24 protein-coding genes are annotated in these 24,055 nt (G+C 72.1%); 10 read left to right on the top strand and 14 right to left on the bottom strand.

Annotated features, from left to right (window positions below; translation table 11 throughout):
* The first annotated feature begins 68 nt into the window (after positions 1-68).
* Both Q9R47_RS03850 and Q9R47_RS03845 read left to right on the top strand, forming a co-directional pair.
* Positions 69-1,388 (top strand): putative DNA modification/repair radical SAM protein, encoded by a 1,320-nt coding sequence (locus Q9R47_RS03850; RefSeq protein WP_311231873.1) that lies wholly within the window; start codon positions 69-71, stop codon positions 1,386-1,388.
* 1 nt (position 1,389) lies between these two features.
* The gene (locus Q9R47_RS03845; protein WP_311231872.1) at positions 1,390-2,259 is read left to right on the top strand and encodes a TIGR03915 family putative DNA repair protein; all 870 of its coding nucleotides are present in this window, start codon (positions 1,390-1,392) and stop codon (positions 2,257-2,259) included.
* A gap of 54 nt (positions 2,260-2,313) precedes the next feature.
* On the opposite strand, the gene Q9R47_RS03840 is transcribed toward Q9R47_RS03845, so the two are convergent.
* On the bottom strand, positions 2,314-2,661 hold the full coding sequence (locus tag Q9R47_RS03840) for an HPF/RaiA family ribosome-associated protein (RefSeq protein ID WP_311231871.1): 348 nt from the start codon (positions 2,659-2,661) through the stop codon (positions 2,314-2,316).
* Positions 2,662-2,919: 258 nt separating this feature from the next.
* Here Q9R47_RS03840 and Q9R47_RS03835 point away from each other — a divergent pair, with 258 nt between their 5' ends.
* From Q9R47_RS03835 to Q9R47_RS03810, 6 genes are all read left to right on the top strand, one after another.
* The gene (locus Q9R47_RS03835) at positions 2,920-3,843 is read left to right on the top strand and encodes a type 1 glutamine amidotransferase (protein WP_311231870.1); all 924 of its coding nucleotides are present in this window, start codon (positions 2,920-2,922) and stop codon (positions 3,841-3,843) included.
* Positions 3,844-4,076: 233 nt separating this feature from the next.
* The gene (locus Q9R47_RS03830) at positions 4,077-4,712 is read left to right on the top strand and encodes a spore coat U domain-containing protein (protein WP_311231869.1); all 636 of its coding nucleotides are present in this window, start codon (positions 4,077-4,079) and stop codon (positions 4,710-4,712) included.
* 49 nt (positions 4,713-4,761) lie between these two features.
* Complete coding sequence (locus tag Q9R47_RS03825; protein ID WP_311231868.1) at positions 4,762-5,364, top strand: spore coat protein U domain-containing protein; 603 nt, start codon at positions 4,762-4,764, stop codon at positions 5,362-5,364.
* On the top strand, positions 5,358-6,245 hold the full coding sequence (locus Q9R47_RS03820; protein WP_311231867.1) for a molecular chaperone: 888 nt from the start codon (positions 5,358-5,360) through the stop codon (positions 6,243-6,245). Before Q9R47_RS03825 ends, Q9R47_RS03820 begins: the two co-directional genes overlap by 7 nt.
* Positions 6,232-8,697: a fimbria/pilus outer membrane usher protein gene (locus Q9R47_RS03815; protein ID WP_311231866.1), complete on the top strand. Its 2,466-nt coding sequence runs from the start codon at positions 6,232-6,234 to the stop codon at positions 8,695-8,697. Before Q9R47_RS03820 ends, Q9R47_RS03815 begins: the two co-directional genes overlap by 14 nt.
* A 5-nt stretch (positions 8,698-8,702) precedes the next feature.
* On the top strand, positions 8,703-9,677 hold the full coding sequence (locus tag Q9R47_RS03810; RefSeq protein ID WP_311231865.1) for a spore coat protein U domain-containing protein: 975 nt from the start codon (positions 8,703-8,705) through the stop codon (positions 9,675-9,677).
* Positions 9,678-9,727: 50 nt separating this feature from the next.
* On the opposite strand, the gene Q9R47_RS03805 is transcribed toward Q9R47_RS03810, so the two are convergent.
* The 10 genes from Q9R47_RS03805 to Q9R47_RS03760 all read right to left on the bottom strand — a co-directional run bounded on the left by Q9R47_RS03805 (position 9,728) and on the right by Q9R47_RS03760 (position 19,794).
* A complete protein-coding gene (locus tag Q9R47_RS03805; protein WP_311231864.1) occupies positions 9,728-10,198 on the bottom strand; it encodes a peptidylprolyl isomerase in 471 nt (156 codons plus the stop codon).
* Between the two features lie 145 nt (positions 10,199-10,343).
* Positions 10,344-11,393, bottom strand: coding sequence for a pirin family protein (locus Q9R47_RS03800; protein WP_311231863.1), 1,050 nt, complete (start codon positions 11,391-11,393; stop codon positions 10,344-10,346).
* Positions 11,394-11,546: 153 nt separating this feature from the next.
* Positions 11,547-13,016 (bottom strand): gamma-glutamylcyclotransferase, encoded by a 1,470-nt coding sequence (locus tag Q9R47_RS03795; RefSeq protein ID WP_311231862.1) that lies wholly within the window; start codon positions 13,014-13,016, stop codon positions 11,547-11,549.
* Positions 13,017-13,565: 549 nt separating this feature from the next.
* Positions 13,566-14,039 carry a GyrI-like domain-containing protein gene (locus Q9R47_RS03790; protein WP_311231861.1) on the bottom strand — a complete coding sequence of 158 codons (474 nt, stop codon included), beginning with the start codon at positions 14,037-14,039 and terminating at the stop codon, positions 13,566-13,568.
* Positions 14,036-15,196 carry a mechanosensitive ion channel family protein gene (locus tag Q9R47_RS03785; RefSeq protein ID WP_311231860.1) on the bottom strand — a complete coding sequence of 387 codons (1,161 nt, stop codon included), beginning with the start codon at positions 15,194-15,196 and terminating at the stop codon, positions 14,036-14,038. The genes Q9R47_RS03790 and Q9R47_RS03785 overlap by 4 nt, the downstream gene beginning before the upstream one ends.
* Before the next feature lie 227 nt (positions 15,197-15,423).
* Positions 15,424-15,810, bottom strand: coding sequence for a hypothetical protein (locus Q9R47_RS03780; protein WP_311231859.1), 387 nt, complete (start codon positions 15,808-15,810; stop codon positions 15,424-15,426).
* A 225-nt stretch (positions 15,811-16,035) separates the two neighbouring features.
* Positions 16,036-17,106, bottom strand: coding sequence for an SDR family oxidoreductase (locus tag Q9R47_RS03775; protein ID WP_311231858.1), 1,071 nt, complete (start codon positions 17,104-17,106; stop codon positions 16,036-16,038).
* Positions 17,107-17,230: 124 nt separating this feature from the next.
* The gene (locus Q9R47_RS03770) at positions 17,231-18,427 is read right to left on the bottom strand and encodes a hypothetical protein (RefSeq protein WP_311231857.1); all 1,197 of its coding nucleotides are present in this window, start codon (positions 18,425-18,427) and stop codon (positions 17,231-17,233) included.
* Between the two features lie 190 nt (positions 18,428-18,617).
* Positions 18,618-19,238 (bottom strand): DUF1439 domain-containing protein, encoded by a 621-nt coding sequence (locus Q9R47_RS03765; RefSeq protein WP_311231856.1) that lies wholly within the window; start codon positions 19,236-19,238, stop codon positions 18,618-18,620.
* A gap of 121 nt (positions 19,239-19,359) precedes the next feature.
* Positions 19,360-19,794, bottom strand: coding sequence for a VOC family protein (locus Q9R47_RS03760; protein ID WP_311231855.1), 435 nt, complete (start codon positions 19,792-19,794; stop codon positions 19,360-19,362).
* Between the two features lie 90 nt (positions 19,795-19,884).
* On the opposite strand from Q9R47_RS03760, the gene Q9R47_RS03755 reads away from it, so the two are divergent.
* Positions 19,885-20,535 (top strand): TetR/AcrR family transcriptional regulator, encoded by a 651-nt coding sequence (locus Q9R47_RS03755; protein WP_311231854.1) that lies wholly within the window; start codon positions 19,885-19,887, stop codon positions 20,533-20,535.
* A gap of 63 nt (positions 20,536-20,598) precedes the next feature.
* On the opposite strand, the gene Q9R47_RS03750 is transcribed toward Q9R47_RS03755, so the two are convergent.
* Positions 20,599-21,207 (bottom strand): class I SAM-dependent methyltransferase, encoded by a 609-nt coding sequence (locus Q9R47_RS03750; protein WP_311231853.1) that lies wholly within the window; start codon positions 21,205-21,207, stop codon positions 20,599-20,601.
* A gap of 147 nt (positions 21,208-21,354) precedes the next feature.
* On the opposite strand from Q9R47_RS03750, the gene Q9R47_RS03745 reads away from it, so the two are divergent.
* Positions 21,355-22,278, top strand: a complete 924-nt coding sequence (locus tag Q9R47_RS03745) for an alpha/beta hydrolase (RefSeq protein WP_311231852.1) — start codon at positions 21,355-21,357, stop codon at positions 22,276-22,278.
* A 52-nt stretch (positions 22,279-22,330) separates the two neighbouring features.
* Here Q9R47_RS03745 and Q9R47_RS03740 read toward each other — a convergent pair whose 3' ends face one another.
* Both Q9R47_RS03740 and Q9R47_RS03735 read right to left on the bottom strand, forming a co-directional pair.
* Positions 22,331-22,717 (bottom strand): VOC family protein, encoded by a 387-nt coding sequence (locus tag Q9R47_RS03740; protein ID WP_311231851.1) that lies wholly within the window; start codon positions 22,715-22,717, stop codon positions 22,331-22,333.
* Between the two features lie 137 nt (positions 22,718-22,854).
* Complete coding sequence (locus Q9R47_RS03735) at positions 22,855-23,772, bottom strand: YopT-type cysteine protease domain-containing protein (protein ID WP_311231850.1); 918 nt, start codon at positions 23,770-23,772, stop codon at positions 22,855-22,857.
* Positions 23,773-24,055 lie beyond the last annotated feature (283 nt).

Here is a 24,055-nt window from a genome sequence, read left to right as displayed (position 1 = left end):
GGCGTGCAAAGGCGCGGCGGGAGCAAGGTTTTCACCCCGGAAGGCGGCAAACACTGTAAATTAATACAGTGAATACCACTTCCAAGCTCGCGATCCTGGCGGATGCCGCCAAATACGATGCGTCCTGCGCATCCAGCGGCACGTCCGCACGCAATTCGGTGGGCGGCCGGGGCATCGGCTCCACCGAGGGCATGGGCATCTGCCACAGCTACGCGCCGGACGGGCGCTGCATCTCGCTGCTGAAGATCCTGCTCACCAATTACTGCCAATACGACTGCCTCTACTGCGTGAACCGCGTGAGCAGCAACGTGCCGCGTGCGCGCTTCGCGGTGCGCGAGGTGGTCGACCTCACGCTCGATTTCTACCGGCGCAACTGCATCGAGGGGCTGTTCCTTTCCAGCGGCATCATCCAGAGCCCCGACTACACCATGGAGCGCGTGGTGGAAGTGGCCCGCTCGCTGCGCGAGGACCACGATTTCCGCGGCTACATCCACCTCAAGACCATTCCGGACGCCGCCCCCGAACTGCTGGAGCGCGCGGGGCGCTATGCCGACCGGCTGAGCATCAACATCGAGCTGCCCACGTCGGAAGGCCTCGCCACCCTCGCGCCGGAGAAGGACGGCGCGGCCATCCAGCGTTCGATGGGCCGGCTGGCGCTGCACATCGACGAAGCCCGCCAAGCCCGCGTACAGCAGCAGGGCGCCCGCCCAGGCGATGCACAGATCATCTCCCTGCCCGGCCGCGTGCGCCGCGCCGAGGCCCCGCGCTTCGCCCCCGGCGGGCAGAGCACGCAGATGATCGTGGGGGCGGACGGCGCGGACGACCGCACCATCCTCGCCGCCAGTTCGCGGCTCTACGGCGGCTACGGCCTGCGGCGCGTGTACTACTCGGCCTTCAGCCCGATACCCGACGCCTCGCGCGCGCTGCCGCTGGCCGCGCCGCCGCTGGTGCGCGAACACCGCCTCTACCAGGCCGACTGGCTGATGCGCTTTTATGGCTTCACGCACGACGAAATCGTGCCGCCCGCGCCGGCCGCCGAAACCGCTGGTGGCGACGGCAGCGGCAGCGGCATGCTCTCGCTCGACATGGACCCGAAGCTGGCCTGGGCGATCGCCCACCCGGAGCATTTCCCGGTGGACCTGAACACCGCCGCCCGCGAGCGGCTGCTGCGCGTGCCCGGCCTGGGCGTGCGCACGGTCGAACGGCTGCTGGCCGCGCGCCGCGTGCGCCGCCTGTGCCATGCCGATCTGGGCCGCCTGCACGTGCCCCTGGGGCGGGTGCTGCCTTTCGTCGCCGTGGCCGACCACCGCCCGGCCGATCGGCTGCGCGACCCGGTACGGCTGCGCGCCCGCCTCACGTCACCGGTGCAGGCCTCGCTCTTCGCCTGACATGGCCCGCACCGTCACGCTCGCCCATCCGGCCGACTGGCCCGGGTTCCGCGCGGCGGCCCGCGACTGCCTGCAGGCAGGGCTGGAGCCTGCCCAGGTGCACTGGCAGGTGGCGGGGGCGGCGGAGGCCGATCTGTTCGGCGCGACGGAGGACGCCGCAGACCATGGAGTGAAGGAGGCAGCACCGGAGGCCACGGCCTTGCCCATGCCCCGCGCCTTCGTCGCACTGTGTGCGCATGCCGCCCTGCACCGCGAAGGCGACCGCTTCGCGCTGCTCTACCGCGCGCTCTGGCGCATGGCGCATGAACCGGCGCTGCGGCACGATCCGCTCGATCCGGACATCGCGCGCCTGCACCGCATGGCGGCGGCCGTGCGGCGCGACATCCACAAGATGCGGGCGTTCGTGCGCTTCCGGCCCGTGCAGGATGGCGGAAACGAACCCCTGCACGTGGCCTGGTTCGAGCCGGATCATTTCATCGTGCAGGCCAATGCGGCGTTCTTCGTGCAGCGCTTCACGCAGATGCGCTGGGCCGTGCTGACCCCCGAATGCAGCCTGCGATGGGACGGCGGCACGCTGCAGGTGGGGCCCGGCGCCCGGCGCGCCGACGCACCCGGGCCGGACGCGGGCGAGGCCCTGTGGCTCACCTACTACCGGCACACGTTCAATCCGGCCCGCCTGAAGCTGGACATGATGCGGCGCGAAATGCCCACGCGCTACTGGAAGAACCTGCCCGAGACCGCGCTGATCGGCGAACTCGCGCAGGGCGCCGCGGAGCGCAGCGGCCGCATGGTCGAGGCACCGGGCACCGTGACGCGCCGGCGGCTGGCGGAACGCGGCGGGGAGCAGCCGCCGACGGCGGATGGCAGGTGACGGACGAGCGCGGTGCCTGCCGCCCCGCTCGGGGTCGGCCGGCACCGGCAGCGGTCACTCCGTGATGGTGCGGATCGTCTCCCGGCCGTGCTTGTCCTTCAGGCGGCCCAGGTCGGTATCGATGGCACGGGCGAGCTTGTCCACCGCGGCCGTGAAGGCATCGGCCAGCTTGTCCGCTTCGGCGTTCACGGCGATCGGCTGGCGGCCGGCGAGGCGTGCCTCGACCACGCAGCGCTTGTCGGCGCTGCCGGACTTGCCGGCATCGACGTCCGACAGATGGACTTCCACGCGGGTCAGGTGCTCGCGGAAGCGCGAGAGGCGCTCCACGGTTTCGCTCTGGATCCACTGGGCGAGCGACTCGCCGCCCTGGATGTATTCGTCGTGCCGGACCTGTACTTGCATCGAAGCCTCCTTGGTAGGTATTGCGAAAAGCGGAAAGCGGAAAGCGGAAAGCGGGAAAGCGGGGATGGAATGGAAAGATGGGCGCGTTACTTCCAGGATCGCGGCACTCCAGGGAAAAACAAGCCCCCTGCCGCACCATCATGCGCCCAGGTGTGACGAAACCCGCCCTCAGCGCACGCTGCGATCGGACGGGCGGCCAGGCACTCCGGCGGCAGGCTCCTACAGAAGAGCCGCGGCGGATGGTGCTAAAAATTCCGCATGCCTGATCTTCCCCCCTTTTCCGGCGCGCCGCCGACGCGCCGTGCCTCGGCGTTGTCCGCCGCCCAGCGGCTCAAGATAGGGCTGTCGGCCTGCTTCTCGCACGCCGACCCCGCCCGCTCGCTGTTCACCAACAAGACGCTGCAGTACGTCGAGCAGTCGATCGCGCACTGGATCATGTCGGCCGGGGCGATGGTCGTGATGGTGCCCTGCCCCACCGGCGAGACGGCGCGCGGCGACGTGACGCTCGCGCACTATGCCGAATGGCTCGACGGGGTGGTGATGCACGGCGGCGCCGACGTGTGGCCGGGCAGCTACGGCGAGGTGCCCCTCAAGGACGCCTGGCTCGGCGATCGCATCCGCGATCTCTACGATCTGGCCGTGGTGGAGGCGTTCGAGCAGGCCGGCAAGCCGATCTTCGGTGTCTGCCGCGGCCTGCAGCTCATCAACGTGGCCTTCGGCGGTTCGCTCTACCAGGACATCGAGACCCAGCATCCGGGCGCGCAGCAGCACCGCAACGCCGTCACCTACGACCAGCACTTCCACGAAGTGGAGATCGTGCCGGGCACGCGGCTGGCGCAGATGTACCCGCAGCAGTCGCGCGCGGTGGTCAACAGCATCCACCACCAGGGCATCAAGAATCTCGCCCCGGGCTTCGAGATCGAGGCGTGGAGCCATCCGGACGGCGTGCCCGAGGCGATCCGCCGGCATGCCCACTCCGGGCGCGGCTATATCGCGGCCACGCAATGGCACCCGGAATTCTTCAAACCCGGCGCCTCGCAGACCATGGACGATGCGCCCATCCTGGACGACTTCCTGGCGGCCTGCATCCGCGCCAAGCAGCGCCCTGCACCGGGCCACAGCCCGTTCCGCATCCGCGACCGGGCCGCGCGGCTGCTGCGGCAGGCCCTGCTTCGGCGCTGAACTCGACAATACGCACGGAAGAACGCATTTTCCCGGCTCTTCCAGGAGTTACAGCTGGTTTTCGGGGATTCCACCGTCCCGTCAGGTGAGGTACAAACACGATCAGAGGTGGGTCAAGCCACCCGGCCTTCCGGCAGCGGAAGGTGGATGACACAGGGCGCAGAACGCATTGAACGACGTACGGGTTGGCCAGGGCCATCGCCGCACCGGTTTTGTCTGTGGAGGAGAACGCGATGGAAATCCAGTCACCGTCCCCCCGTCCCGCCCGGGGCCCGGGCCCCGGGGTCCGGCCAGGCCGGCCGGCCCGCACGGCGATGGCCGCAGCCGCCTGCACGCTGGCGCTGGCCACGGTCACCGCGCCGCTCGGGGCGGCCACCCTGTCCGGCGTGCTCGGCGCGCGCATGATGCTCACCTCGGGCTGCGTGATCAACGGCGGGCCGGGCACCGTCTCCGGCGCCGACTTCGGCACGCTCGACTTCGGATCACGCCCGGCCACGTTCGTGGGCACCGCCAGTGCCACCGCGAGCGGGGGCGAAGGCGGCGCCGGCGCCACCCAGATCGTCTGCTCGCCGGAAATCACCGCGTTCAGCGTGACCATCGACGGCGGCACCCATCCCGGCCAGGGCGCGGGCATCGGCACGGGCTCGCGCGCGATGTCCAACGGCAGCGCCTTCCTGCCCTACGACGTGTACCGCGACCCGGGCCATACGGTGCCCTACACGGCGGCCACGGCGGTCACCGGCATCGCGGTGCCGTCGGCGGGCAACCCCTTCACCCTGCCGATCTACGGGCTCGTCAACAAGACCAGCGCGGTGGCCCTGCCCGCGGGGCTCTATACCGACCAGCTGCAGGTCACGCTCACTTTCTGAACCGATGACGAGGGCCGCCGGCACGCCGGTGGCACGGGAGATTCCAGCCATGCGACACGCCGCCCGCCCCCGGGCGCGGCGTGGGCACGCTGCCGCATGGCCGGCCGCGCTGCCCGCGCCGCACCGGTTCCTGACGCCGCTGCTGCCCCTGTGGGCACTGCTGCCCACCGCGCCCGCCACGCCCGCGGCCATTCCCACCCAGGCGACCTTCGCGGTGAATGCGGCCATCGTGCGCGGCTGCATGGTGGCCGGCGCGGCCGGTCAGGTCACGGGCCTGGGCTTCGGAAGCATCGACTTCGGGACGCATTCCGCTGTGCGCACGGGCACCGAAACCCGGCTGGCGGGCTCGGGCGCGGGCGGGCAGGCCCTGATCCAGTGCACGCCGGGCACGGCGGTGCAGGTGGCGGCCGACGCGGGCCAGCATGCGCAGGGCAGCCAGCGCCGGCTCTCCAACAACGCCGGCGCCTTCGTGCCCTATGTGCTGGCCCTGGCCGCGGGCACCACCACGGCCCTGGTGCCCAACGTGCCGGCCAGCCTCACGCTCGGCGCGGTCGCCGCGGCCCTGCCGCTTCAGGGAACGGTCACGTTTCCCGGCTTCGGGCTGCCTTCGGGCGTCTATACCGACACGGTGCAGGTGACGCTGTCATGGTGAGCGCTCCTGTCCTTCCGCTCCTGGGCCGGCACCAGCACCAGCACCAGCAATGGCCAGGCCCCGGTGGCCGCCTGCGGGCGCTGGCCCTCGCCGCCCTGCTGCCGGTCGCCCCCACGGCCCTGCACGCCGCAGCCCCCTTGATGATCTGGCCGGTGGACCCCGTCATCGCGGGCGAGCAGCGCGCGGTCGCGCTCTGGATCGAGAACCGCGGCAGCGAGCCCGTGGCGATGCAGGCCCGCGTCTTCGCCTGGCGGCAAGAGGACGGCGAAGACCGCTTTGCGCCCCAGCAGGCGGTGGTGGCCAGCCCGCCGATCAGCCAGATTCCCGCGGGCGCGCGGCAGATGGTGCGGCTCATCGCCACGCAGCCCGTGCCGGCCGGGCAGGAGCAGGCCTTCCGCGTGCTGCTCGACGAGCTGCCGCCCCCGACCGCCGCCATGGCGCAGGCCGAAGGGGCTTCAGCCGCATCGCGGCCGCCCGCACAGTTCGGCGTGCGGCTGCAGATCCGCTACGCGATCCCGCTCTTCGTGTACGCCCCCGGCACGCTCGGGCCGCGCATGCCGGCCACGCATGCGGACCTGCTGTCGCGCCTGTCCGCCGGCGACGCGCTGGAGCCGTCGCTGCGGTGGACGGTGGAGCGCTCTTCGGACGGCACGCAGCAGCTCGCCGTGCAGAACGCGGGACCGGGCCATGCCCGGCTCACCGCCGTGCGGTGGCGGCAGCCGGACGGGGGGGACGGGCCGGTGGTCTCCCCGGGCCTCCTCGGCTACGTGCTGCCGAACAGCCAGCGGCGCTGGGCGCTGGACCAGCCCCCGCCGCCGCGGGCGGTGCTGCAGGCCACCGTGAACGGGCGCGAAGCGCCGCTGCCCCGTGCCGCGCCATGATCCCGCACGCCGCGCCGCAGCCCGTGCCCGCCTGCGTGCCGGCCGGTGGATGGCGCTGCTGGCCTGCCTGCCCGCCGGACCGTCCGCGGGCGACCTGCCCCCGCCGCCGGAGCCCATGGCGGGCGCGGAGGCCGCGGAGGGATCCACCCTGCTCTACCTGGAGGTGGAGGTGAACGGCCTGGCCAGCGGCGAACTCGTCGCGGTGCGCCAGCGCGGTCCGCACTACGAGATCGACGCGGCCCTGCTGCGGCGTCTGCGGGTGCGCACCGACCAGCCCGACGGCACCGCCGTGGCCGTGGATGCGCTGCCCGGCGTCTCGGTCGCGTACGACAGCCTCGCGCAGCGCCTGCGCATCGACGTGCCGCCCGACTGGCTGCCGCTGCAGACGCTGTCGGCAGAGCCGGCGGACGAGGTGGCGCTTTCCCGCGGCACGGGCTTCCTGATGAACTACGACGTCTACGCCACCCGCACGCGCGGCCTCACGGCCGCATCGGTCTGGTCGGAGCAGCGCCTCTTCGGCGCATACGGCGTGGTCTCGCACACGGGCGTGCTGCGGCACGCCAGCGGCGGCACCGGCAACGGCTACCTGCGCTACGACACCGCCTGGACGGACACCGACGCGGGCAGCGCCACGGCGTGGACGGCGGGCGACCTCATCACCGGCGCGCTGCCCTGGACCACGCCCGTGCGCCTGGGCGGCGTGCAATGGGCCCGCAATTTCGCCGCGCGGCCCGATCTGGTCACCTACCCGATGCCCGAATTCGCCGGCCAGGCCGCCGTGCCTTCGGCCGTGGACGTGTTCGTCAACGGCTTCCGCGCGGCCCGCCACACCGTGCAGCCCGGCCCTTTCACGCTGGGCGAGCTGCCCGCCGTGAATGGTGCGGGCACGGCCTCGGTGGTCACCACCGACGCGCTGGGCCGGCAGGTGGTGGCCACCGTGCCGTTCTACGTGAGCAGCCAGTTGCTGCGCCCCGGATGGTCCGACTATTCGCTGTCGCTCGGAGCGGTACGGCGCGGCTATGGCCTGCGCAGCTTCGCCTACGGCCGTCCCGTCGCGACCGGCGTGCTGCGGCGGGGCCTGAGCAACGCGGTGACGGTGGAAGCCCAGGCCCAGGCCGGCCGTGGGCTGGCCGTGCTGGGCGTGGGCGGGCTCGCGCGCTGGGGCACGCTGGGCATCTTCAATGCCTCGCTCACGCGCGGGCGGGCCACTCCGGGCGATGCGGTGTCGGCCGACCGCCGCGGCGGCTGGCAGTGGAGCGCCGGCTACCAGTACCAGACGCCCCGCGGCGGCATCTCGGTGCAGGAGACACGGCGCGCCTCCGGCTTCGGCGATGCGGGCGACTACGGCGGCGGCTCGCTGCGGTCCGCGCGCTCCACGCGGCAGATCAACGCGAGCCGGGTGCTGGGCAGCGCCTCGATCGGCGCGGGCTGGATCGACCTGCGCGGCGCCGGTGCCGAGCGCAGCCGCGTCGCCTATGCGAGCTACAGCATGCCCATGGGCCGCGACGCCTTCTTCTCGCTCACGGCGGGCCGCACGGTGGAGACCGGCGAGACCCAGGTCCGTGCCCAGCTGACCTATCTGCTCGACGCCCTGCTCACGGCGCAGGCCGCCGCCGCGCACACCGGTGCCGGCACGCAGGGCGAACTGGGGCTGCAGCGCAGCCTGCCGAGCGACGGCGGCTTCGGCTGGCGCATCGCCCAGGCGCGCGGCAACGGTGGCCGCGGTGGCGGCGCGGGCACCGATTACCGCCTCGCGAGCGCGCAGTACCAGGGCCGCAACGGCCTCGTGCAGGGCGGGATCTTCGGCGCGTCCGCCGACACCATGCACTGGGCCGGCGCCTCGGGATCGCTGGGCGCGATGGACGGCTACGTGTTCGCGGCCAACCGCGTCACCGACGGCTTCGCGCTTGTCTCCACCGACGGCACGCCCGGTGTGCCGATCACCTTCAACCACCAGCCGGTCGGCAGCACCGATGCGCAGGGCTACCTGCTGGTGCCCAACGTGCCGGCCTACTATCCGGCCCGCTACGCGATCGATCCGCTCTCGCTGCCCGCCGACGTGCACACGCCCCTGCTCGAGCGCCGCGCGGCCGTGGCGCGGGGCACGGGCACGCTGGTGCGCATGCCGGTGCTGCGAATGCGCACGGCCACCCTCACGCTGGTGGACGAGGCCGGCACGGCCCTGCCGCCGGGCAGCGCGGTGGTGCACGAGCAGGGCCAGGTGCCCACGGTGGTCGGATGGGACGGCGTGGTCTACCTGACCACCCTGCACACGCGCAACACGCTCACCGCCCGCATGCCCGACGGACGCGCATGCCGCGCCGCCTTCGATGCGGCCGAGCATGCGGAGCAGCGCGATCTGCGGGTGGTGTGCCGCGCGGGCGAAGGCTCCCCCGCCGCAGCCCCCGCCGCCGGCCCCGCAGCAGGCCCGGCCGGGAGGACCGCGCTGTGAACCCCATGCAGCGCATACCGCGCGCGGCCCGCGGCCGATGGCGGTGCCACGCCCTGCTTTCCGCCGCCGCTCTGCTCGCCGCCCTGTGCCGGCCGGCCGCGGCCGACTGCGTGAACAGCGAAACCGGCGGCAATCTGGGCACAGTGCCTTCGCAGCGCGTGCTGGCCGGCCCCGCCATTTCCACCACCGCGCAGTTCACGCTCGGCTGCGGCGGCATCGTGCTCTCCACGCTCGGCACGCCCACGGTGCAGGCGAAGTTCGTGAGCCCCACCACGGGCCTCACGCTCAAGGACGGCAGCAAGCCGCCCATTCCCTACCAAGTCACCGACCTGGGCGGCGCGGGCTACACGCAGGGGCTGCTGGTCATCAACGCGAACGGGGCGAACCTGGTGGCGCTGCTCAGCAACAACACGGCCTCGGTGCCGCTGCGCATCACGACCGCCGTGGGCGCGAACGTTCCCGCGGGCACCTACACCGACACGATCACGGTGAACTGGGCCTACGCGAACATTTGCGAAGGCCTGCTCGGCGTGGGCGGCCTTTGCGTGGGCACGCCGCGCAACGGCAACCTGAACCGGGTGCTCACGGTGCAGCTCGTGGTGACGAACGACTGCACTTTCTCCGCCCCGAACGTGCAGTTCGGCGCCGCGCCCCTGCCGGCGGCCTTCGCGGCGGTGACGGGCAACGTGTCGGTGGTGTGCACGCGCGGGCTGTCCGTCACCGTGGGGCTCGGGCCCGGCACCTATCCGGCGGGCGGCCGGCGGCAGATGGCGAGCGGCGCCAACCGCCTCGCCTACGACCTGTTCCGCGGCGACGGCAGCATCTGGGGCGCGGCGGCGGGCACGCGCGTGGCGGGCTCGGCCCTCACCGACGGGCTCACGCCCATCGTCCTGCCCTACACGGCGCGCATCTACGCGGACCAGAGCCCCCCGCCGCCCGGCGTCTACCAGGACAACGTGGTGGTGGACGTGGAGTACTGAGAGCAGCTCTGAAAGCGCGCCGGCAACGTTCGTCCGCGGCGCTCCAGGCTTCAGTGGTGGTGGCCGTGCCCGCCGTGCACGTGGCGGTGGGCGATCTCGTCGGCGGTGGCAGGACGCACCTCCGTCACCTTGCAGGTGAAGCGCAGCGCCTGGCCCGCGAGCGGGTGGTTGCCGTCCAGGTGCACCTCGGGGCCCTTGATCTTCACCACGTTGAAGAGCTGCGGCTGGCCGTCGTCGCCGACGCCGCGCAGCTGGCCGCCGACCTTCACGCCGGGCGGGAATTCGCTCTTCGGGATGGTGCGCACCAGGCTCTCGTCGCGCTCGCCGAAGGCATCGGCAACGTCCAGCTCGACGGTGGTGGAAAAGCCCGGGGCCTGCCCTTCCAGCGCGGCCTCGACCTTCGGAAAGAGGTTGTCGTAGCCGCCATGCAGATACGCCACGTCACCCGAATCCAGGGGCTTGCCCTGGGGGCTAGTGATCTTGTAGCTGAGGGTGACGGCGGAGTCCTTGGTGATGTTCATGGCGGCAAAGAAGCGATGCGGTGCGGTGGCACGGGAAAAAACGACGGCGCGCCCCGCGGGGCCGCGCCATGGGCCCATTGTCAGGCATCCCCGGCCCCGGCGGGCGGGGCCGTGGCACGGCCCCAGGGCTTTCCCAAGGCGGCCGTCACCCGGGCAGCGGCGCGGGCACCTCGTCGGCCTCCGTGCCCGGCCGGCGCGCGAAACGGCGCGGCTCGGGCCCGTGCACCGGCGCTCCGTCGCCCCAGGGCCAGCCGCCGAACTCCGTGCGCCGGTAGTCGGCCAGCGCGGCGTGGATCTCCGCCTCGGTGTTCATCACGAACGGGCCGTACTGCACCACGGGCTCGCCCAGCGGGCGGCCCTGCAGCAGCAGGAATTCGGCCGCCTGCGCGTCGCTGCCGTTGGCGATCTCCACCGCCTCGCCCGCGCGCAGCTCGATCGCCGCATGGCCCACGGCCTCGCCCGCCACGCGCACGCCCTCGCCGGCGAAGTGGTAGAGCATGCGCCGCGTGCCCTCGCCGGTGGCGGCGGGCAGGCGGTAGCGCGCGCCCGGAGCGAGCCGCAGCGTCCAGATCGCGACGTCGGACTCCGGGCGCGCGGCCCAGGAGTGCGGCGGCGGCGCGAGCGGCTCGGCCGCCTCGCCGGGCACGCGGCCCGCGATCACCGTCACTTCCGTGCGGCGGCCGGCGTCGTCGTCGTGCACCACGCGGGGCACGTCGCCGGCCCAGAACATGGTGAAGTGCGGCGGCGCCATCTTGTCCGCCGCGGGCAGGTTGAGCCAGATCTGGAACAGCTCCAGCGGATTCGGCTGCGCCGGGTCGAGCAGCGGGAACATCTCCGAATGCACCACGCCCCTGCCGGCGGTGAGCCACTGCACGTCGCCCTGCCCGAAGCGCGCGGCCGCGCCCAGCGAATCGGCATGGTCGATCAGACCGGTGCGCACGATGGTCACGGTCTCGAAGCCGCGGTGCGGATGCGGCGGGAAGCCCGGCACCACGTCGCCGTGGTACATGCTCCAGCCGTCCTTGCGCGAGAAATCCTGGCCGATCTGCCGGCCGGCGAGCGGAGCGTCCGGACCCATCCGGGCGTTGCCGCGCGGATAGGCATCATCGTGGTGGGCGCAGAAAAGGAACGGGTCCAGCGTGGGCCAGAGCGGACCCAGGGGCTGGACGGCGAGCAGGGGCGAAGTGGAAGGCATGGCGGGATTCTCCTGGAAGCGGCCGCGGGAAGCCGGGGATGGGCGGCGGCCGGTCTACCCTGCAGATGGGGCCGCTCCGGCCGCAGCCAACGGCGCCTGCGCGCAACACACCGGCCCGTGGATGGAACAATGGCGCCTGCCGGCCGGCAGCCGTCAGTGCAGGATGCGGGCTGCAGGCGTGAACGGATCGTGCGCCGGCCGCTCCAGCCCTCCCGAGACGCCGTCGATATCGCGGTGCAGGTAGACCGCCACGGTGGTGCTGCCGCCCGGCGCCCCTCCGCGCTGCGCTTCCCCGCCGGCTGCCCGGGGCGCCTCGAACACGGCGCACAGCGCGGGATGCGCCAGCGCGGCCGGATGCCGCCGGGCATCGAAGGCCGCCACCTGCACACTGTAGAGGCCCTGCATGCCGGCCCGCGCGTCGGATTCACTGAAGAGCAGGTGCCGACCGTAGCCGTCCGGCCCCTGCGCGGACGGCGCATAGACGGATGGATCGAAGCCGGCCTCGCGCAGCAGTGCGGGCAGGTCCCCGGCAAGCGCCGCGCGCAGGTCTGCGCCGCCCGCACGCGCTCTCTGCGCGGCCTCGCCCGCCTGCCAGCCCGCCAGCACCGCGTCCATCGCGTCCTGAAGCCGCCGGTGCCCCGCCAGCGCGTCCGCACCCGCGGGTCGCGCATAGACGTGGTGCAGCCGCGCCTCCGCCGATGCGAGCCAGCCCCGGTGGCCGTGCCATGTGGCGCGCGGCACGGCCGCCCCCGCCATGGCGTCCAGCGACAGCGTGCCGTCGGCAGCGCGGCTCTCCGCCGCGAGACGGAAGGCCTCGGCCAGCAGGGGGTCGGGCGTGTCGCCCGAATCCACGAGGCGCTGCATGCCGGCCCTCCAGTAGTCGGCGCTGGCCCCGCCGAAGGCCCTGCCGTCGCGCACGAAGCCGCCTTCGGCCGCGATGAAGAACGCCAGGCGCCCGGCCGTGAGTCCGGCCGCATCGCCGAACACGCGCCGCAGCGACTTCGGCCCCTCGGGATGCGTTTCGAAAAGCAGTGCGTGCAGCGTGCTGCCGTCGCCGAGCGTGACCGGGCGCACCGCGGGCCGGTACATCAGGCTGGAACGCGGGCGTCCGTCGGCGTCCGGCGGACTGCGCAAATCCGCTTCCGCACCGATTTCACGCACCAGCAGCACGGAAAGCAACTCCTCCGCGCGGTCGAAAGGCAGCTTGAGCACCGTGCCGGACACCTGCCCGCCGGGCAGCGGCGCGATGGAGGCGACGGCCCCCGGATGCTGCGGACGCCCCCGGTACTCGGTGCTGGCGACGAAGTCCAGGCCGTAGCCGGCGATACGCGCCGGCAGCGTGTCGCGCCCCTCCTGCACGTCCGCCTGGCTGGCGCGGCCCAGTTCGCGGTAGTTGTCGGTGCGCAGCGACCAGTGGCCGAACACCGGCACGAAGTCGATGCCCGCGGCCTCGACGCGGCGGCGCAGTTCGCGCACCACCCCGGCCACCGTCGCGCGTTCGGAGGCGCTCAGGCGCTGGCGCTGCGCGGCGGGCAGCCGCGCGATGCGCTCCCAGGCGGCGTCCGACAATCCCGGCCGCTTCCCGGCCGCGGTGGCGACGCCCGTAGCGGCCACCACGGTCATGGCAGACGTGCCTGTCGGGGCGACCGCTGCGGCCCTGGGTCCGGCAGTGCCCGGCAATGCGGCGGAGCGAGGGCGGAGTCCGTCCGCGGCGAGCGGCAGCGAACTCCGGCGCGAAACGGCCGGCGGGGGGAAAGCAGCCATCGGCCGGCCCTCGCCAGGCCCGGCCAGGCCAGCACCCTCGTCAACCGGAGAACGTGGCTCCTCTGGTGAGGTACAGGGGGAAGACGGGGCGGTCGAAGGCGCACGGGTGCACGCGGGGAAATCCATGGGTGGGCACTCCAGGAAGACAGGGGCAGGGCATACAGGCGCGCCGCAGGCTGCGCCGCGGAAGGCAAACACTGTCGATGTCCCTGCCGCAGAAATCCGCGCGCACGCGAAGGCACCGTGCGCAGCCCGAAGCGGCCTGCGTGCCTGCCCGCCCCCCATGCGTTGCAACGCCGGAAAACGAACAATGCGCCCCGACACGACCTGCACGCACCGCATGAGAGACGGTTTTCGCGCCCGTGGCGGCGCGTGCAGTGAGCGCTCAGCCGGCGGCCGGGCGAGCCGTCATGCCGGCCGCAGCGGCTGGATCAGCTCCGTGCGCCAGGCGCTGGGGTCGCCGCCCGTCTCCGGCCCGGTGAGGTAGCACTCCCACACGTCCTGCGTGGGCTGCAGTGCCTGCGCATCGATCCACTGCCGGAAGGCCTCCCACGCCCGCGGCAGGTCTTCGTAGCGGCCGCGGTACTCGGTGCGGGCCACCTGCATGGCAGGCCACTCGCCCGGCCGCATGCCGCCGTCCGGCCCCGGCCCGACGGGCGCGCCGACCGGCACGCCGAGGTGGAATTCGAAGGTGTCCGTGGGGCGGCGCAGGTGGTGCGTGAACAGCGGGCCATCCGGGGAGGTGCCCTGCGCGGCCAGGGCATCCATCAGCGCGCGCACGCTGCGCCCCATGGCCTGCCGGATCTCCTCGCGCGTGCAGGCCACGGGCAGCAGCGCCACGGGCCGCGATGCCAGCCGTTCGATGCGGGGGGTCTCGATCATGGGAATGCCTCCTGGGAAATCGCGCCGGCCGCCGGGCCTTCGCCGCGCGTGGGTGGAACCATGTGCACCGTGCGCACGGGCACGCCGAACTGCACGCCCACCGACTCCAGCTCGCGCATGATCGCGAGGTTGATGGACTGCTGCACATCCATGTAGGCGTTATAGCCCGGGTCGAGCACGATGTAGACCACTTCGTACTCGAGCGCGTTCACACCGAAGCCCTTGAGGTGCGCGCGGTCGAAGCGCACCTTGTCGTGCGATTCGATGATGCGGCGCACCGCCTGCGACACCGCCTCGGCCTGCGGCGCGGTCGTGGCGTAGCTCAGCGTGAAGTTGAAGACGATGCGGCGCTCCTGCAGGTAGCGGTAGTTGTTGATCGTCTGCTTGAGCAGGTCGGTGTTGGACATCACGATCTGCTCGCCGCCCAGGCTGCGGATGCGCGTGGTCTTCACGCCGATCTGCTGCACCGTGCCCGCCACGCTGCCCACCACGATGAAATCGCCCACCTCGAACGGCTTGTCCACGGCGATGGCGAGCGAGGCGAACAGGTCGCCGAGCACGTTCTGCACGGCCAGGGCGATGGCGATGCCGCCCACCCCCAGGCTCGCCACGAAGGCCGTGATGTTCACACCCAGGTTGGCGAGCATCGCCAGCACGATGGTGGCCCACAGCAGCGTGCGCAGGCCCCAGGACATCAGCGTGCCCGAGGCGCTCACCTGCAGCGACGGCGTGCCCAGGTGCCGCTCCTCGTAGCGGCGGATGGCGATGCCGATCGCGCGCGTGCCCCACAGCGCCACCTGCAGCGCGAGCGCGATGAACCACAGCTGCCCCACGCGCGCCTGCCAGCGCGGCGCCAGATCGAGCATGCCCACCCCGACCAGCAGCGCCGCCAGCAGAATCAGCAGATGGCTGGTGCCGCCCAGCACCTCGGAGACGACTGCCGCCACCCGGCCGGCGCCGTGCCTGCCCGAGGCGGCGCGGGCCTCCGCGATGCGCCGGCTGCGGCGCTGCGCCAGGCCCAGCAGCAGCGTGATGCCCAGGTAGACGCCCAGCGTGGCGGCCAGCGCCAGGGTGATGCTCGACAGCGACAGGCCCCAGACCGTTTCGTCGTGGAACCAGGCCAGCAGGGAGGGAGTGGAGGGATCGGTGGTGGGCATGCGGCTCCTTGTCTCGGCGCCGCGGCCCTATGGCACGCGCCCCCAGGGGAGCGCCGGATGCCGGCCGCGGACAGGGTGTGGAAAAAGAAGGGATGGGAAAAAGAAAAAATCCGGGGCCCGGCGGCGCGCGCAATGCAGGGCGCCCGCCCCTTCCGGCACGTCATCGGTGCCAGGCCCAGGACTCCGGGCGCCGAACCGGCGGCCGCTCCGAAAGGGGCCCCTCGGGGCTAGATGTCGGCCGCGATGGCCGGCTCGCCCTTGCCCAGCGCATCCAGCGTCACGTGGATCTGCGGTGCATCGGCGAGGTCGGGACGCTCGCCGCCCACATCCGCGAGCGCGGTGAACTGGCCGTCGAGGAACAGGAAGGTGATCGCGCCCACGATGTCCGCCAGCGCGTGCTCCGGCGTCTCGAAGCCGCGCGAGGCGATCTTGTCATCGGCGTCGAGCTGGTAGGCGTAGCCTTTGCCTTCGCGGTCCAGGCGCCCCAGGTCGATGAGCTTGTCCTTCACGTTGCTCGCATACACACGGCCGTTGGCCGCATAGAACGTGAAGGGAACGGCGGTGGGCGCGGCGGCGGCCGCGCGGACACCGACGGAAGGAATGGGAGACGTCATGGCGTGTGTCCTGTGCTGGTGGTGCCACGGCAGCGTGGCGCATTGCAGAGGGGAGCCGGCAGGCGGCGGCGGCGAGGCGGGGTCGCGTGGAAGCGGCTGGGCCCATCGTAGGCACGCCCCGCGCCGCGGGCTGTAGGAGGATGCCCCACGCGGCCTCGCGCCCTGCGCGCCCGGGCCGGCAGCCCCGGCGCGCGGTCGCCGCCAGGGCGCTGCCGCCCTGCCCCGTCAGCGCGGCCGGCGGCCGGCCCACCAGCCGTAGGCGATGCCCACGACGCCGAGCGCCGCCACCAGGCCGATCTGGCCGGCGCGCCGCTTGCGGTGCCCGCCCGCCACGGCCGTGCCGAGCGACGGCTCGAACAGGTTGCCCTCGCTCTCCTGCACCGGCTGCGCGCGCGACAGCCCCCAGTCGGAGAGGCAGCGCATCCAGCGCCCCAGGGTGTCCGGCGCCACCGCGTGCACCACCCGGCCGGGCAGGGCTCCCAGCCCCAGCCACGTCACCGTGCGCGGACGCAGTGCGCGCGACAGGCCCACCACGGCATTCGCCACGCGGTTCGGATCGACCATCGGCAGCGGCGGGCGGATGCGCCGGCCGGTGTAGTTGGCGCCGTGCGAGAGGCCCGGCGAATCGACGAAAGTGGGGGCCACGTCGCAGACATGCACGTGCGGCAGATCGGACACCTCGGCGCGCAGGCTCTCCGAGAGGCCCCGCAGGCCGAACTTGCTGGCGGTGTACGCCGCGGCATACGGCGCGGCCACCCAGCCCCCGAAGGAAATGAGGTTGATGAGCCGGCCGGCACCGCGCTCGCGGAAATGCGGCAGCACCGCGTGCGCGCCGTGCAGATGGCCCAGCAGGTTCGCTTCCAGCACCCGGCGGTGCGCCTCCACGGGCACTTCGTCGAAGCGGCCGATCGCGCCCACCCCCACGCCGTTCACCCAGACGTCGATGCGTCCGAAATGCCGCAGGGCCTTCTCCGCCAGCCGCTTCACGGCGGCGGCATCGGTCACGTCCGTGGGCACGCCGATCGCGTGGCCCCCGGCCTTTCGGCAGGCCAGCGCCACGGGTGCGAGGGTGTCGGGATTGCGCGAGGCCAGCACCAGGCATGCGCCGCGCCGCGCGAACGCGAGCGCCGTGGCGTGGCCGATGCCGCTCGACGCGCCGGTGATGACCACCACCGGATGCTCCGGGATGTGGCCGGCGACCCGGGTGGAGGCGGAGGGGTCTCCTGCGGCCTCGGCGGCGTCGGAGGGCTGTGCAACGTCGCGCTCTGCGCGACCGGAATCGTCGGAAAGGGGCATGGAAGGATGTCCTGCGAAAGCGGCACCCGGCCCTTGTGGCCGGGCTCTTGCCCCGGTTGTAGGCCATGCGGCGGTACGGCCGCGTAGGACGATGCCGGGCCCGCACCGCCAGGGCACGGGCGCCTCAGTAGCCGTTGTCCAGCGCGGCCTGATGGGCCCGGCGGGCCGCTGCCTCGGCCTCCCGGCGTTCGGCGGCCGTGCTCGGCGTGCCGTCCAGGAGCCCGGCGCCGCCCATGCGCCGGATGGCCCGGTCGCTGCCGCGCACCACCGCGTCGAGCGCCACATAGTGGTCGAAGCCGCGCAGCACGGCCTGCAGTTCCTGGCGCGCGGCAGGGGGCAGATCGTGCTGCGCCAGTGCCGCCCGCAGCATCTCGGCGCGCCCGGCCAGCTCCCGGACCGGACCGAACTGCGCGTGCGCACTGCGCAGGGCGGCGGCGTTGCGCTGGAGAGCGTCCGCATGCGTGCGCAAATGGCCTGGATGGCGCAGCGCCCCCGGATCGATCGGAACGGGCACCGGAGCGAAGTCCTGCAGCCTGCGCATCTGGCCGGACCCGTTGCGGTCCGCGCCGCTCAGGAGGTTGTTCATCAGGATGAGGGGCTCGCGCTGCTGCTTGAGCGCGCGGATCGCGCTGTCGGCCCTGTCGTAATCGTCGTCCGTCTGCGCATCGTCGCGCACGTCGATCAGCCTGCGGTGCATCCGGCTCGACGCCGTGAGCTGCGCCGTCAGGTGGGCCGTTGCTTCCGCGATCTGCTGCGCGTGCGTGCGCTGGGACGCCACCGACGACGCGGACAGGGAAGCCGCCCGCGCAGCCGCAGCGGTGGACGTGGCTGCCTGCGCGCCTGGGAGGGCTTCCGCGGATGTGGCGGGGGCGAAGCGTCCCGTGCGGTGCACGGCATGGGCCGCCGGCTGCACCATGGCGTGGATCTGCTGCAGCCCCACGGGCTCCGGTGCGGCCCTCCGGCCGGCGGACGACGAAGGCGCTGGCGGCCGGGACGGCGCATGCGGGATGTGCTGCGCCATGACGGGGCCCTGCCACCCGGTGAAGGACTGCGCAGCGGGCCGGCCAGGGGCGGGACGGGCCGGTGGCGCGCTGGGTCCCGGGGCCGGCGAATGCCTGGCCGCCTCGGGCCGGGAAGGGTTGCGCGGCGCCATCGGTGCCTCCTGCCTTGCCTGCCGCGCGCCCAGCCCCTCGGGCGCGGCTTGCCTGGCAGGCACGGAGGGGCGGGGGGCGCCGTGGGATTTCGCCAATCCCGTCAGCTGGCTGAAGCCGCTCTGCAGTTTCCTGGCGCTCTGGGAGAGAAAGCGTGTGGTCGAGAACATGGTTGCGCTCCGAAGCGCGACGCATGGCAGCGGCGGCTCACGGCCCCTTGCCAGCGTTCGCAGTGAAGATGCTCCCAGCATGCGACCGGCCGCGCTTTGCAGAGTTTTTCGCCCGAAACCGTGCGCGGCGGCGCGAAGGTGCTCGCATGCCGTGCGCACGGACCGCACCGGCCTCCTCCGCAGGGACTCCTCAAGGCACCGGCTTGCGCACGAACTCCACCCGCAGCCCGCGCTCCGTCACCGTGATCGGGCCCGGCTGCATGCCCAGCCCGTCGGCCAGGGCCAGGTCCTGCGGGCGCAGCGTGTGCAACACCACTTCGCCGAGCGATTGCGTGGCCAGCTGCTGCGCGTAGCCGTTGAGCATTTCCGCCGCGGAAGACCGCAGCCCGTCGATGCGCAGCGCATTGACGTGGATCTGCTGCGCGCGCAGCGTGCGGTCCGACGGCTCGTAGCGCAGCCCGAAATCCACGTCGAGCGAGCCCGCCGCATCGCGCGCGCCATCCGACACCGCCAGTCCCGACGCCACGACCGGCAGCACGGCGTTGATGCGGTTCTGCGCGGGCAGCAACCGCAGCGCGGGCACCTGCACCTCCAGGTTCAGCAACCCGCCGAGCCGGTAGCGGCGCGGCAGCTTCTCGGCCAGCGCGTCCTGGATCTGGGGCGTGGTGATGGTGTAGGCCGGCTGGGCCTGCGCGGGCGGCGCGACGAGCGTGGCGCCCAGCCCCAAGGCACCGGACAGGATCCCCAAGGTGCGGCAGAAGGCACGGCGGGACGCTCGCGCGGGAACGGGCTGGTGAGGAAAGGTCGGCATGGCGTGAATTTTCCATGGCCCGTCCATGGATACGCGGGCGCAGGAAGTAACACTTGGTTGCCCACGCACTCCGGAGTGCTGCAGGAGGGGCGGCCCTTTCGGCAAACCCGTGCCGGTGCAATCAGGCCTGCGGCGCCACCACCATCCAGGGCACGCCGAAGCGGTCGGCCACCACGCCGAAAGCCGGCGAGAAGAATGCCGGCCCCAGCGGCACCTGCACTTGCCCTCCCTCGGCCAGGGCGGCAAAGACGCGCCGGGCATCGGCCGCATCGGCCGGCGTGAGCGCCAGCGAGATGCCCTCGAAGCGGGGCTGCCCGCCGCACATGCCGTCCGAGGCCATCAAGTGGGTTTCGCCGATGCGGAACTCGGCATGCATCACCTTGTCGGGCGAGGGAGCGGGCGCGCCCGGCGCGCCGCCGCAGGTGCCTTCCTGGGGTGGATCGGGATTGTCCTGAAAGCGCATCAGCGCCGTGACCTCGGCGCCCAGCGCTTCCCGGTAGAAGGCCAGCGCCTCCTCGCAACGGCCGTTGAAGAACAGGTACGGTTGGGCTTTCATGGAGGCTCCTAGGCTGGGGGTTCATCCAAATGTGAACATCGTCCACAAAATATAGCTGAGACAATGGACACTGTCCACATTGCAAACGCCATGTCCGCTTCCGCCCTGCCACCGGCCACCACCCCGCGCGCTACCTACCGCCACGGCGATCTGCGCCGCGCCCTGCTGGATGCCGGGCTGGAACTGGCGCGCCAGGGCGGACCGGACGCCGTCGTGCTGCGCGAGGCCACCCGGCGCGCAGGCGTGGCGCCCAATGCGGCCTACCGCCACTTCGCGAGCCGCCAGCACCTGCTGGATGCCGTGCGCTCTGCCGCTGTGGCCGCCATGGCCGTGTTCATGGAAGAGGAACTCGCCAAGGTGCCTGCGGATGCGCCTATCGCCCAGCGAGCGCATGGCAAGGTGCGGGCCGTCGGCCGGGGTTACCTGCGCTTCGCGCAGTCGGAAACCGGGCTGTTCCGCATGGCGTTCGGACAGCCCTTCACGGTGGATCGCGACCCCGATCCCGCCAAGGGCGGTGCCAGCGGGCTCAACCCTTTCGAGCACCTGGGCGTGGCCCTTGACGAGCTCGTGGCTGCCGGCGCCCTGCCCGCCGAACGCCGGCCCGGCGCGGAGTACCTTGCCTGGTCCACCGTGCACGGCATGGCCTTCCTCGCTATCGATGGCCCCTTGCGCGACGCCCCCGAAGCGCTGCGCGAGGTACTTGCGCAGCGGCTGCTCGACATGGTGGAGCGGGGGCTGTAGAAAACGGCCAGCTCGGTGTGCGTGCACCGCCGGGCCGGGCTGCATGCCCCGGCCACCGCCCGGCTACCCGCCCGCGCACTCCAGCTCGAACAGCGGCACCTCGGCCGCCCGGCTCAGCCAGAGCCCGCCGCCCAGTTCGCGGAAGTGGCGCGACAGCCCGCGCCGGTACACCTCGGCCCGGTGGCGGAACAGCGCGGGATCGGTCAGGTCCTCGTCGACGATGTCGCGCTCGTAGTCCTCGCGCGACACGGCCTCGAGATACAGCGCGCCGCGGCACAGCCGCCCCAGGTTGCCCAGCGCGGCCTTCAGGTCCGGGGGGCTCAGGTACGGCAGCACGCCTTGGCAGACGACGAAATCGAACGGCCCGTCGTCGGCCGCATAGTCCACCACCGAGCCCTGCTGCCACCCGTAGCGCTCGCACAGGTACGCGCTGAACTCGACGCCCTGGTAGCGTGCCCCCGGGAAATGCCGCGCCACGATGTCCTTCCACAGCCCGATGCCGCAACCCACGTCCACCACGCGCTCCACCGGCACCCGCAGGTACTTCAGGTAGCTGCAGACGAAGGTGCCCAGCCGCTCCATGTGCTTCGGGTCCACCACGCTGGTCTTCTTGTCGAAGTAGAAGCGCTGGTAGTAGGCCTCGTCGAAGAGGGAGGGGCTGGCGGATTTCAATGGCGGGGTCCTTGCGGGCAGAGAGATGGAAAAAGAACCCAGGGAGGCGGGTCTGCGGGAGCGGGGAGTATCCCGTATCGGCACCGGCCAGCGCCCCGGCACATGGGCGACGCGCCGGCGAGCCCCAAGGCCGCACAATCCCGCGGCATGAGCGCTCCATCGCCTGGCACGCCCGCCCCTGCCCTCCTGGCCCCCACCGCCCTGTCGCACGACCCGCCCACGACGCATGACGCCTGGGCCGGCACGCCCCACGGCCGCCTGTTCACGCGCCGCTGGACTCCCGGCCCGGCCGCCCCCGGGGCTTCGCCTTCCGGCACGGCCCCGCTCCCGGTCGTGCTCTTCCACGATTCGCTCGGCTGCGTGGAACTGTGGCGGGACTTCCCCGCGGCGCTGTGCGCCGCCACCGGCCGCGACGTGATCGCCTACGACCGCCTGGGCTTCGGCCGCTCCGATGCCCGCACCGCGCCCATGCCGCCGGACTTCATCGGCGAAGAGGCGCTCACCAGCCTGCCGGCACTGCGCGCGCAGTTCGGGTTCGACCGCTTCGCCGCGCTGGGCCACAGCGTGGGCGGCGCCATGGCGGCGCACTGCGCGGCGGATGGCGGCACGGGCAGGGCGACGCCCACGGGCTCCGGCAGCGGTGGCGGCTGCGAAGCCCTCGTCACGGTGGCGGCCCAGGCCTGCGTGGAAGAGCGCACCCTGGAAGGCATCCGCGCGGCGCGCGACCAGTTCGACCGCAGCCCCGAAGCCCTGCGGCGGCTCGCCCGCTACCACGGCGGCGACGAGGCCCGTGCACGGTGGGTGCTCGGCGCCTGGGTCGACACCTGGCTGCATCCTGATTTCGCCCAGTGGTCGCAGGCCGGCGTGCTGGCACGCGTGCAGTGCCCGGTGCTCGCCCTGCACGGCGATCAGGACGAATACGGCTCCACCGAACAGCCCGCGCGCATCGCCCGCTGGGCGGCCGGCCCGGCGCGCGTGGAGATCCTCCCCGGCGCGGCGCACGTCCCGCACCGCGAGCGGCCGCAGGATCTTGCGCAGCGCGTCGCGCGCTTCCTGGCGGATCTGCCGTGAAGCCCCACGGCGCACGGCTGCGGCCGCAGGAGCAGGGCCAGGAGCCGGGCGATCAGGCCTTGGGCGGCCGGAACATGGCGCAGAGCTTGTTGCCGTCCGGGTCGCGCAGGTAGGCGAGGTACAGCGGGCCGGCCGGGCCTTCGCGGTAGCCGGGCGGGTCTTCGCAGGTCGTGCCGCCGTTCGCCACGCCGGCCGCATGGAAGGCGTCGGCCTGCTCCGGCGACTGCACCGCGAAACCGATGGTGCTGCCGTTGCCGTGCGTGGCCGGCTCGCCGTTGATCGGCAACGTGATGCCGAACAGGCCCGTGGGGCTGCGGTAGAAATAACGGGTGCCCTTGTTGGCGACGCCTGGCGGCACGCCCAGGGTGCCGAGCAGGGCGTCGTAGAAGCGCTTGGAACGTTCGAGGTCGGTGACGCCGACGATGACGTGGCTGAACATGGCGATGTGTCTCCTGAAAGGCCCTGCCGGCCGGGCCGGGCTATGGGCCGGGACACGGATCGTAGCGGCCGCCATGGCGTTCTGGCGTCGCGCATGTGCGCGGGCAGCCGGGCCACCGGCCGTATCGGACCGCTGCACTAGGAGCGGGCCGGGCTCTCCTGGTTGGCCTTGACGTAGTCCACCAGAACGTCCAGCGGCGTACTCGCGTCGGTATGGTTCGGCCGGACCTTGGTCAATACCCAGTCGAAGGAGACATCGCTTTTCAGGCGGTACTTTTCCCGCAACGTTCTCAGGAACTGGGCAGTGTCCTCGGGTTTGAATCGAAACTCCCCGTAGTTGGGATCGAAAAACGTGATCATCCCGTCTTCGGGGGTCCGGTACATGCTCATTTCATGGCCGCTGGTCTTCCAGGCCTTATCCGTGCGTTGGAACATAAGGCTCGCGTAGCCATCGACGTCCGCCATCATGGCGGCTATTTTTGCCGTAGAACCCGTGATTTTGATCGGCCGACTGTCCCTCTCGATTCCGTAGAGTCCATCGACGTCTTCCCGCGCCTTCGATTGCAGCGACGTATCCGGGCCGGAGCCACGCGTCAAATATTCATGGTTCGTCATATACGATCTTTGGAAAACGAGGGCGTGCTGAATTCCCTCGAGCGACCCCACCGCTCTCATCCTCGTATCGACGTTGCCATCGGGAACTGCACAGTGGACATTCAGCCATATGGCGGAGAGTCCGGCGCACACCCCATCCACTCCTATCCGATCGTCCCCGAACACTGTCTTGAGGCCTATCGATTGCACGAGTCCGCTTTGGAGACTGGTCTCGAAAAGGTTTTCGTCGGGAGGAGCGCTGCCTTCATGCCGGCCCAATTTGGCTTTCAGGCGACTGAATAGATCGGCACGGCCCACCGAAGGCCCGGTGGCCTTCGACGGCTGCACGGCTTGCGCTGCGCGCGAAAGCCGGTCCAGGGCGACCCGCGGGGCAGGCGGCGACGCAGTGCCGCCGTGGACGGGCGACTGCCGTCGCGCCAGCCCCCCCAGCGAACCGGGCAATGCAGGATTTCGAGACGGAGGCGCCTCGTGCCGCGGGGCCGGCGCAGCCGGTGCCCGGGTCTCCGGGCGGACGGGCAGGGGTGCTGCAGCCGAAGGGGAAATGCGTGCCGTCGCCATAAGCGCTCCTGAGTTCAAGAGAAAGCCTGCCAATGATTCGAGGCATGCCGCCACCGTGGCGGCCAGTTCGCGAAACGAGGGTGAGAAAAAGGAAGTTCGGACGCGCGGTTTCGCTGAACCTTGCTTTTGCTTTTGCTTCTGCTTCTGATGCCGGCCCTTGGCGAAC

It is taken from the genome of Acidovorax sp. PRC11 (assembly GCF_031844105.1).
In the GTDB taxonomy this organism is placed as follows: domain Bacteria; phylum Pseudomonadota; class Gammaproteobacteria; order Burkholderiales; family Burkholderiaceae_C; genus Paracidovorax.
The sequence above is the reverse complement of the archived record's forward strand: the minus strand, read 5'-3'. Positions and strand labels throughout refer to the sequence as shown.

What these genes read in the sequence shown, in the direction of transcription:
- Q9R47_RS03790 (WP_311231861.1), bottom strand. Translation starts at nt 14,039, where the DNA reads ATGATCGAGACCCCCCGCATCGAACGGCTGGCATCGCGGCCCGTGGCG.
- Q9R47_RS03810 (WP_311231865.1), top strand. Translation starts at nt 8,703, where the DNA reads ATGCAGCGCATACCGCGCGCGGCCCGCGGCCGATGGCGGTGCCACGCC.
- Q9R47_RS03825 (WP_311231868.1), top strand. Translation starts at nt 4,762, where the DNA reads ATGCGACACGCCGCCCGCCCCCGGGCGCGGCGTGGGCACGCTGCCGCA.
- Q9R47_RS03770 (WP_311231857.1), bottom strand. Translation starts at nt 18,427, where the DNA reads ATGTTCTCGACCACACGCTTTCTCTCCCAGAGCGCCAGGAAACTGCAG.
- Q9R47_RS03740 (WP_311231851.1), bottom strand. Translation starts at nt 22,717, where the DNA reads ATGTTCAGCCACGTCATCGTCGGCGTCACCGACCTCGAACGTTCCAAG.
- Q9R47_RS03830 (WP_311231869.1), top strand. Translation starts at nt 4,077, where the DNA reads ATGGAAATCCAGTCACCGTCCCCCCGTCCCGCCCGGGGCCCGGGCCCC.
- Q9R47_RS03760 (WP_311231855.1), bottom strand. Translation starts at nt 19,794, where the DNA reads ATGAAAGCCCAACCGTACCTGTTCTTCAACGGCCGTTGCGAGGAGGCG.
- Q9R47_RS03820 (WP_311231867.1), top strand. Translation starts at nt 5,358, where the DNA reads ATGGTGAGCGCTCCTGTCCTTCCGCTCCTGGGCCGGCACCAGCACCAG.
- Q9R47_RS03840 (WP_311231871.1), bottom strand. Translation starts at nt 2,661, where the DNA reads ATGCAAGTACAGGTCCGGCACGACGAATACATCCAGGGCGGCGAGTCG.
- Q9R47_RS03780 (WP_311231859.1), bottom strand. Translation starts at nt 15,810, where the DNA reads ATGACGTCTCCCATTCCTTCCGTCGGTGTCCGCGCGGCCGCCGCCGCG.
- Q9R47_RS03805 (WP_311231864.1), bottom strand. Translation starts at nt 10,198, where the DNA reads ATGAACATCACCAAGGACTCCGCCGTCACCCTCAGCTACAAGATCACT.
- Q9R47_RS03745 (WP_311231852.1), top strand. Translation starts at nt 21,355, where the DNA reads ATGAGCGCTCCATCGCCTGGCACGCCCGCCCCTGCCCTCCTGGCCCCC.
- Q9R47_RS03755 (WP_311231854.1), top strand. Translation starts at nt 19,885, where the DNA reads ATGTCCGCTTCCGCCCTGCCACCGGCCACCACCCCGCGCGCTACCTAC.
- Q9R47_RS03800 (WP_311231863.1), bottom strand. Translation starts at nt 11,393, where the DNA reads ATGCCTTCCACTTCGCCCCTGCTCGCCGTCCAGCCCCTGGGTCCGCTC.
- Q9R47_RS03765 (WP_311231856.1), bottom strand. Translation starts at nt 19,238, where the DNA reads ATGCCGACCTTTCCTCACCAGCCCGTTCCCGCGCGAGCGTCCCGCCGT.
- Q9R47_RS03785 (WP_311231860.1), bottom strand. Translation starts at nt 15,196, where the DNA reads ATGCCCACCACCGATCCCTCCACTCCCTCCCTGCTGGCCTGGTTCCAC.
- Q9R47_RS03775 (WP_311231858.1), bottom strand. Translation starts at nt 17,106, where the DNA reads ATGCCCCTTTCCGACGATTCCGGTCGCGCAGAGCGCGACGTTGCACAG.
- Q9R47_RS03845 (WP_311231872.1), top strand. Translation starts at nt 1,390, where the DNA reads ATGGCCCGCACCGTCACGCTCGCCCATCCGGCCGACTGGCCCGGGTTC.
- Q9R47_RS03835 (WP_311231870.1), top strand. Translation starts at nt 2,920, where the DNA reads ATGCCTGATCTTCCCCCCTTTTCCGGCGCGCCGCCGACGCGCCGTGCC.
- Q9R47_RS03795 (WP_311231862.1), bottom strand. Translation starts at nt 13,016, where the DNA reads ATGACCGTGGTGGCCGCTACGGGCGTCGCCACCGCGGCCGGGAAGCGG.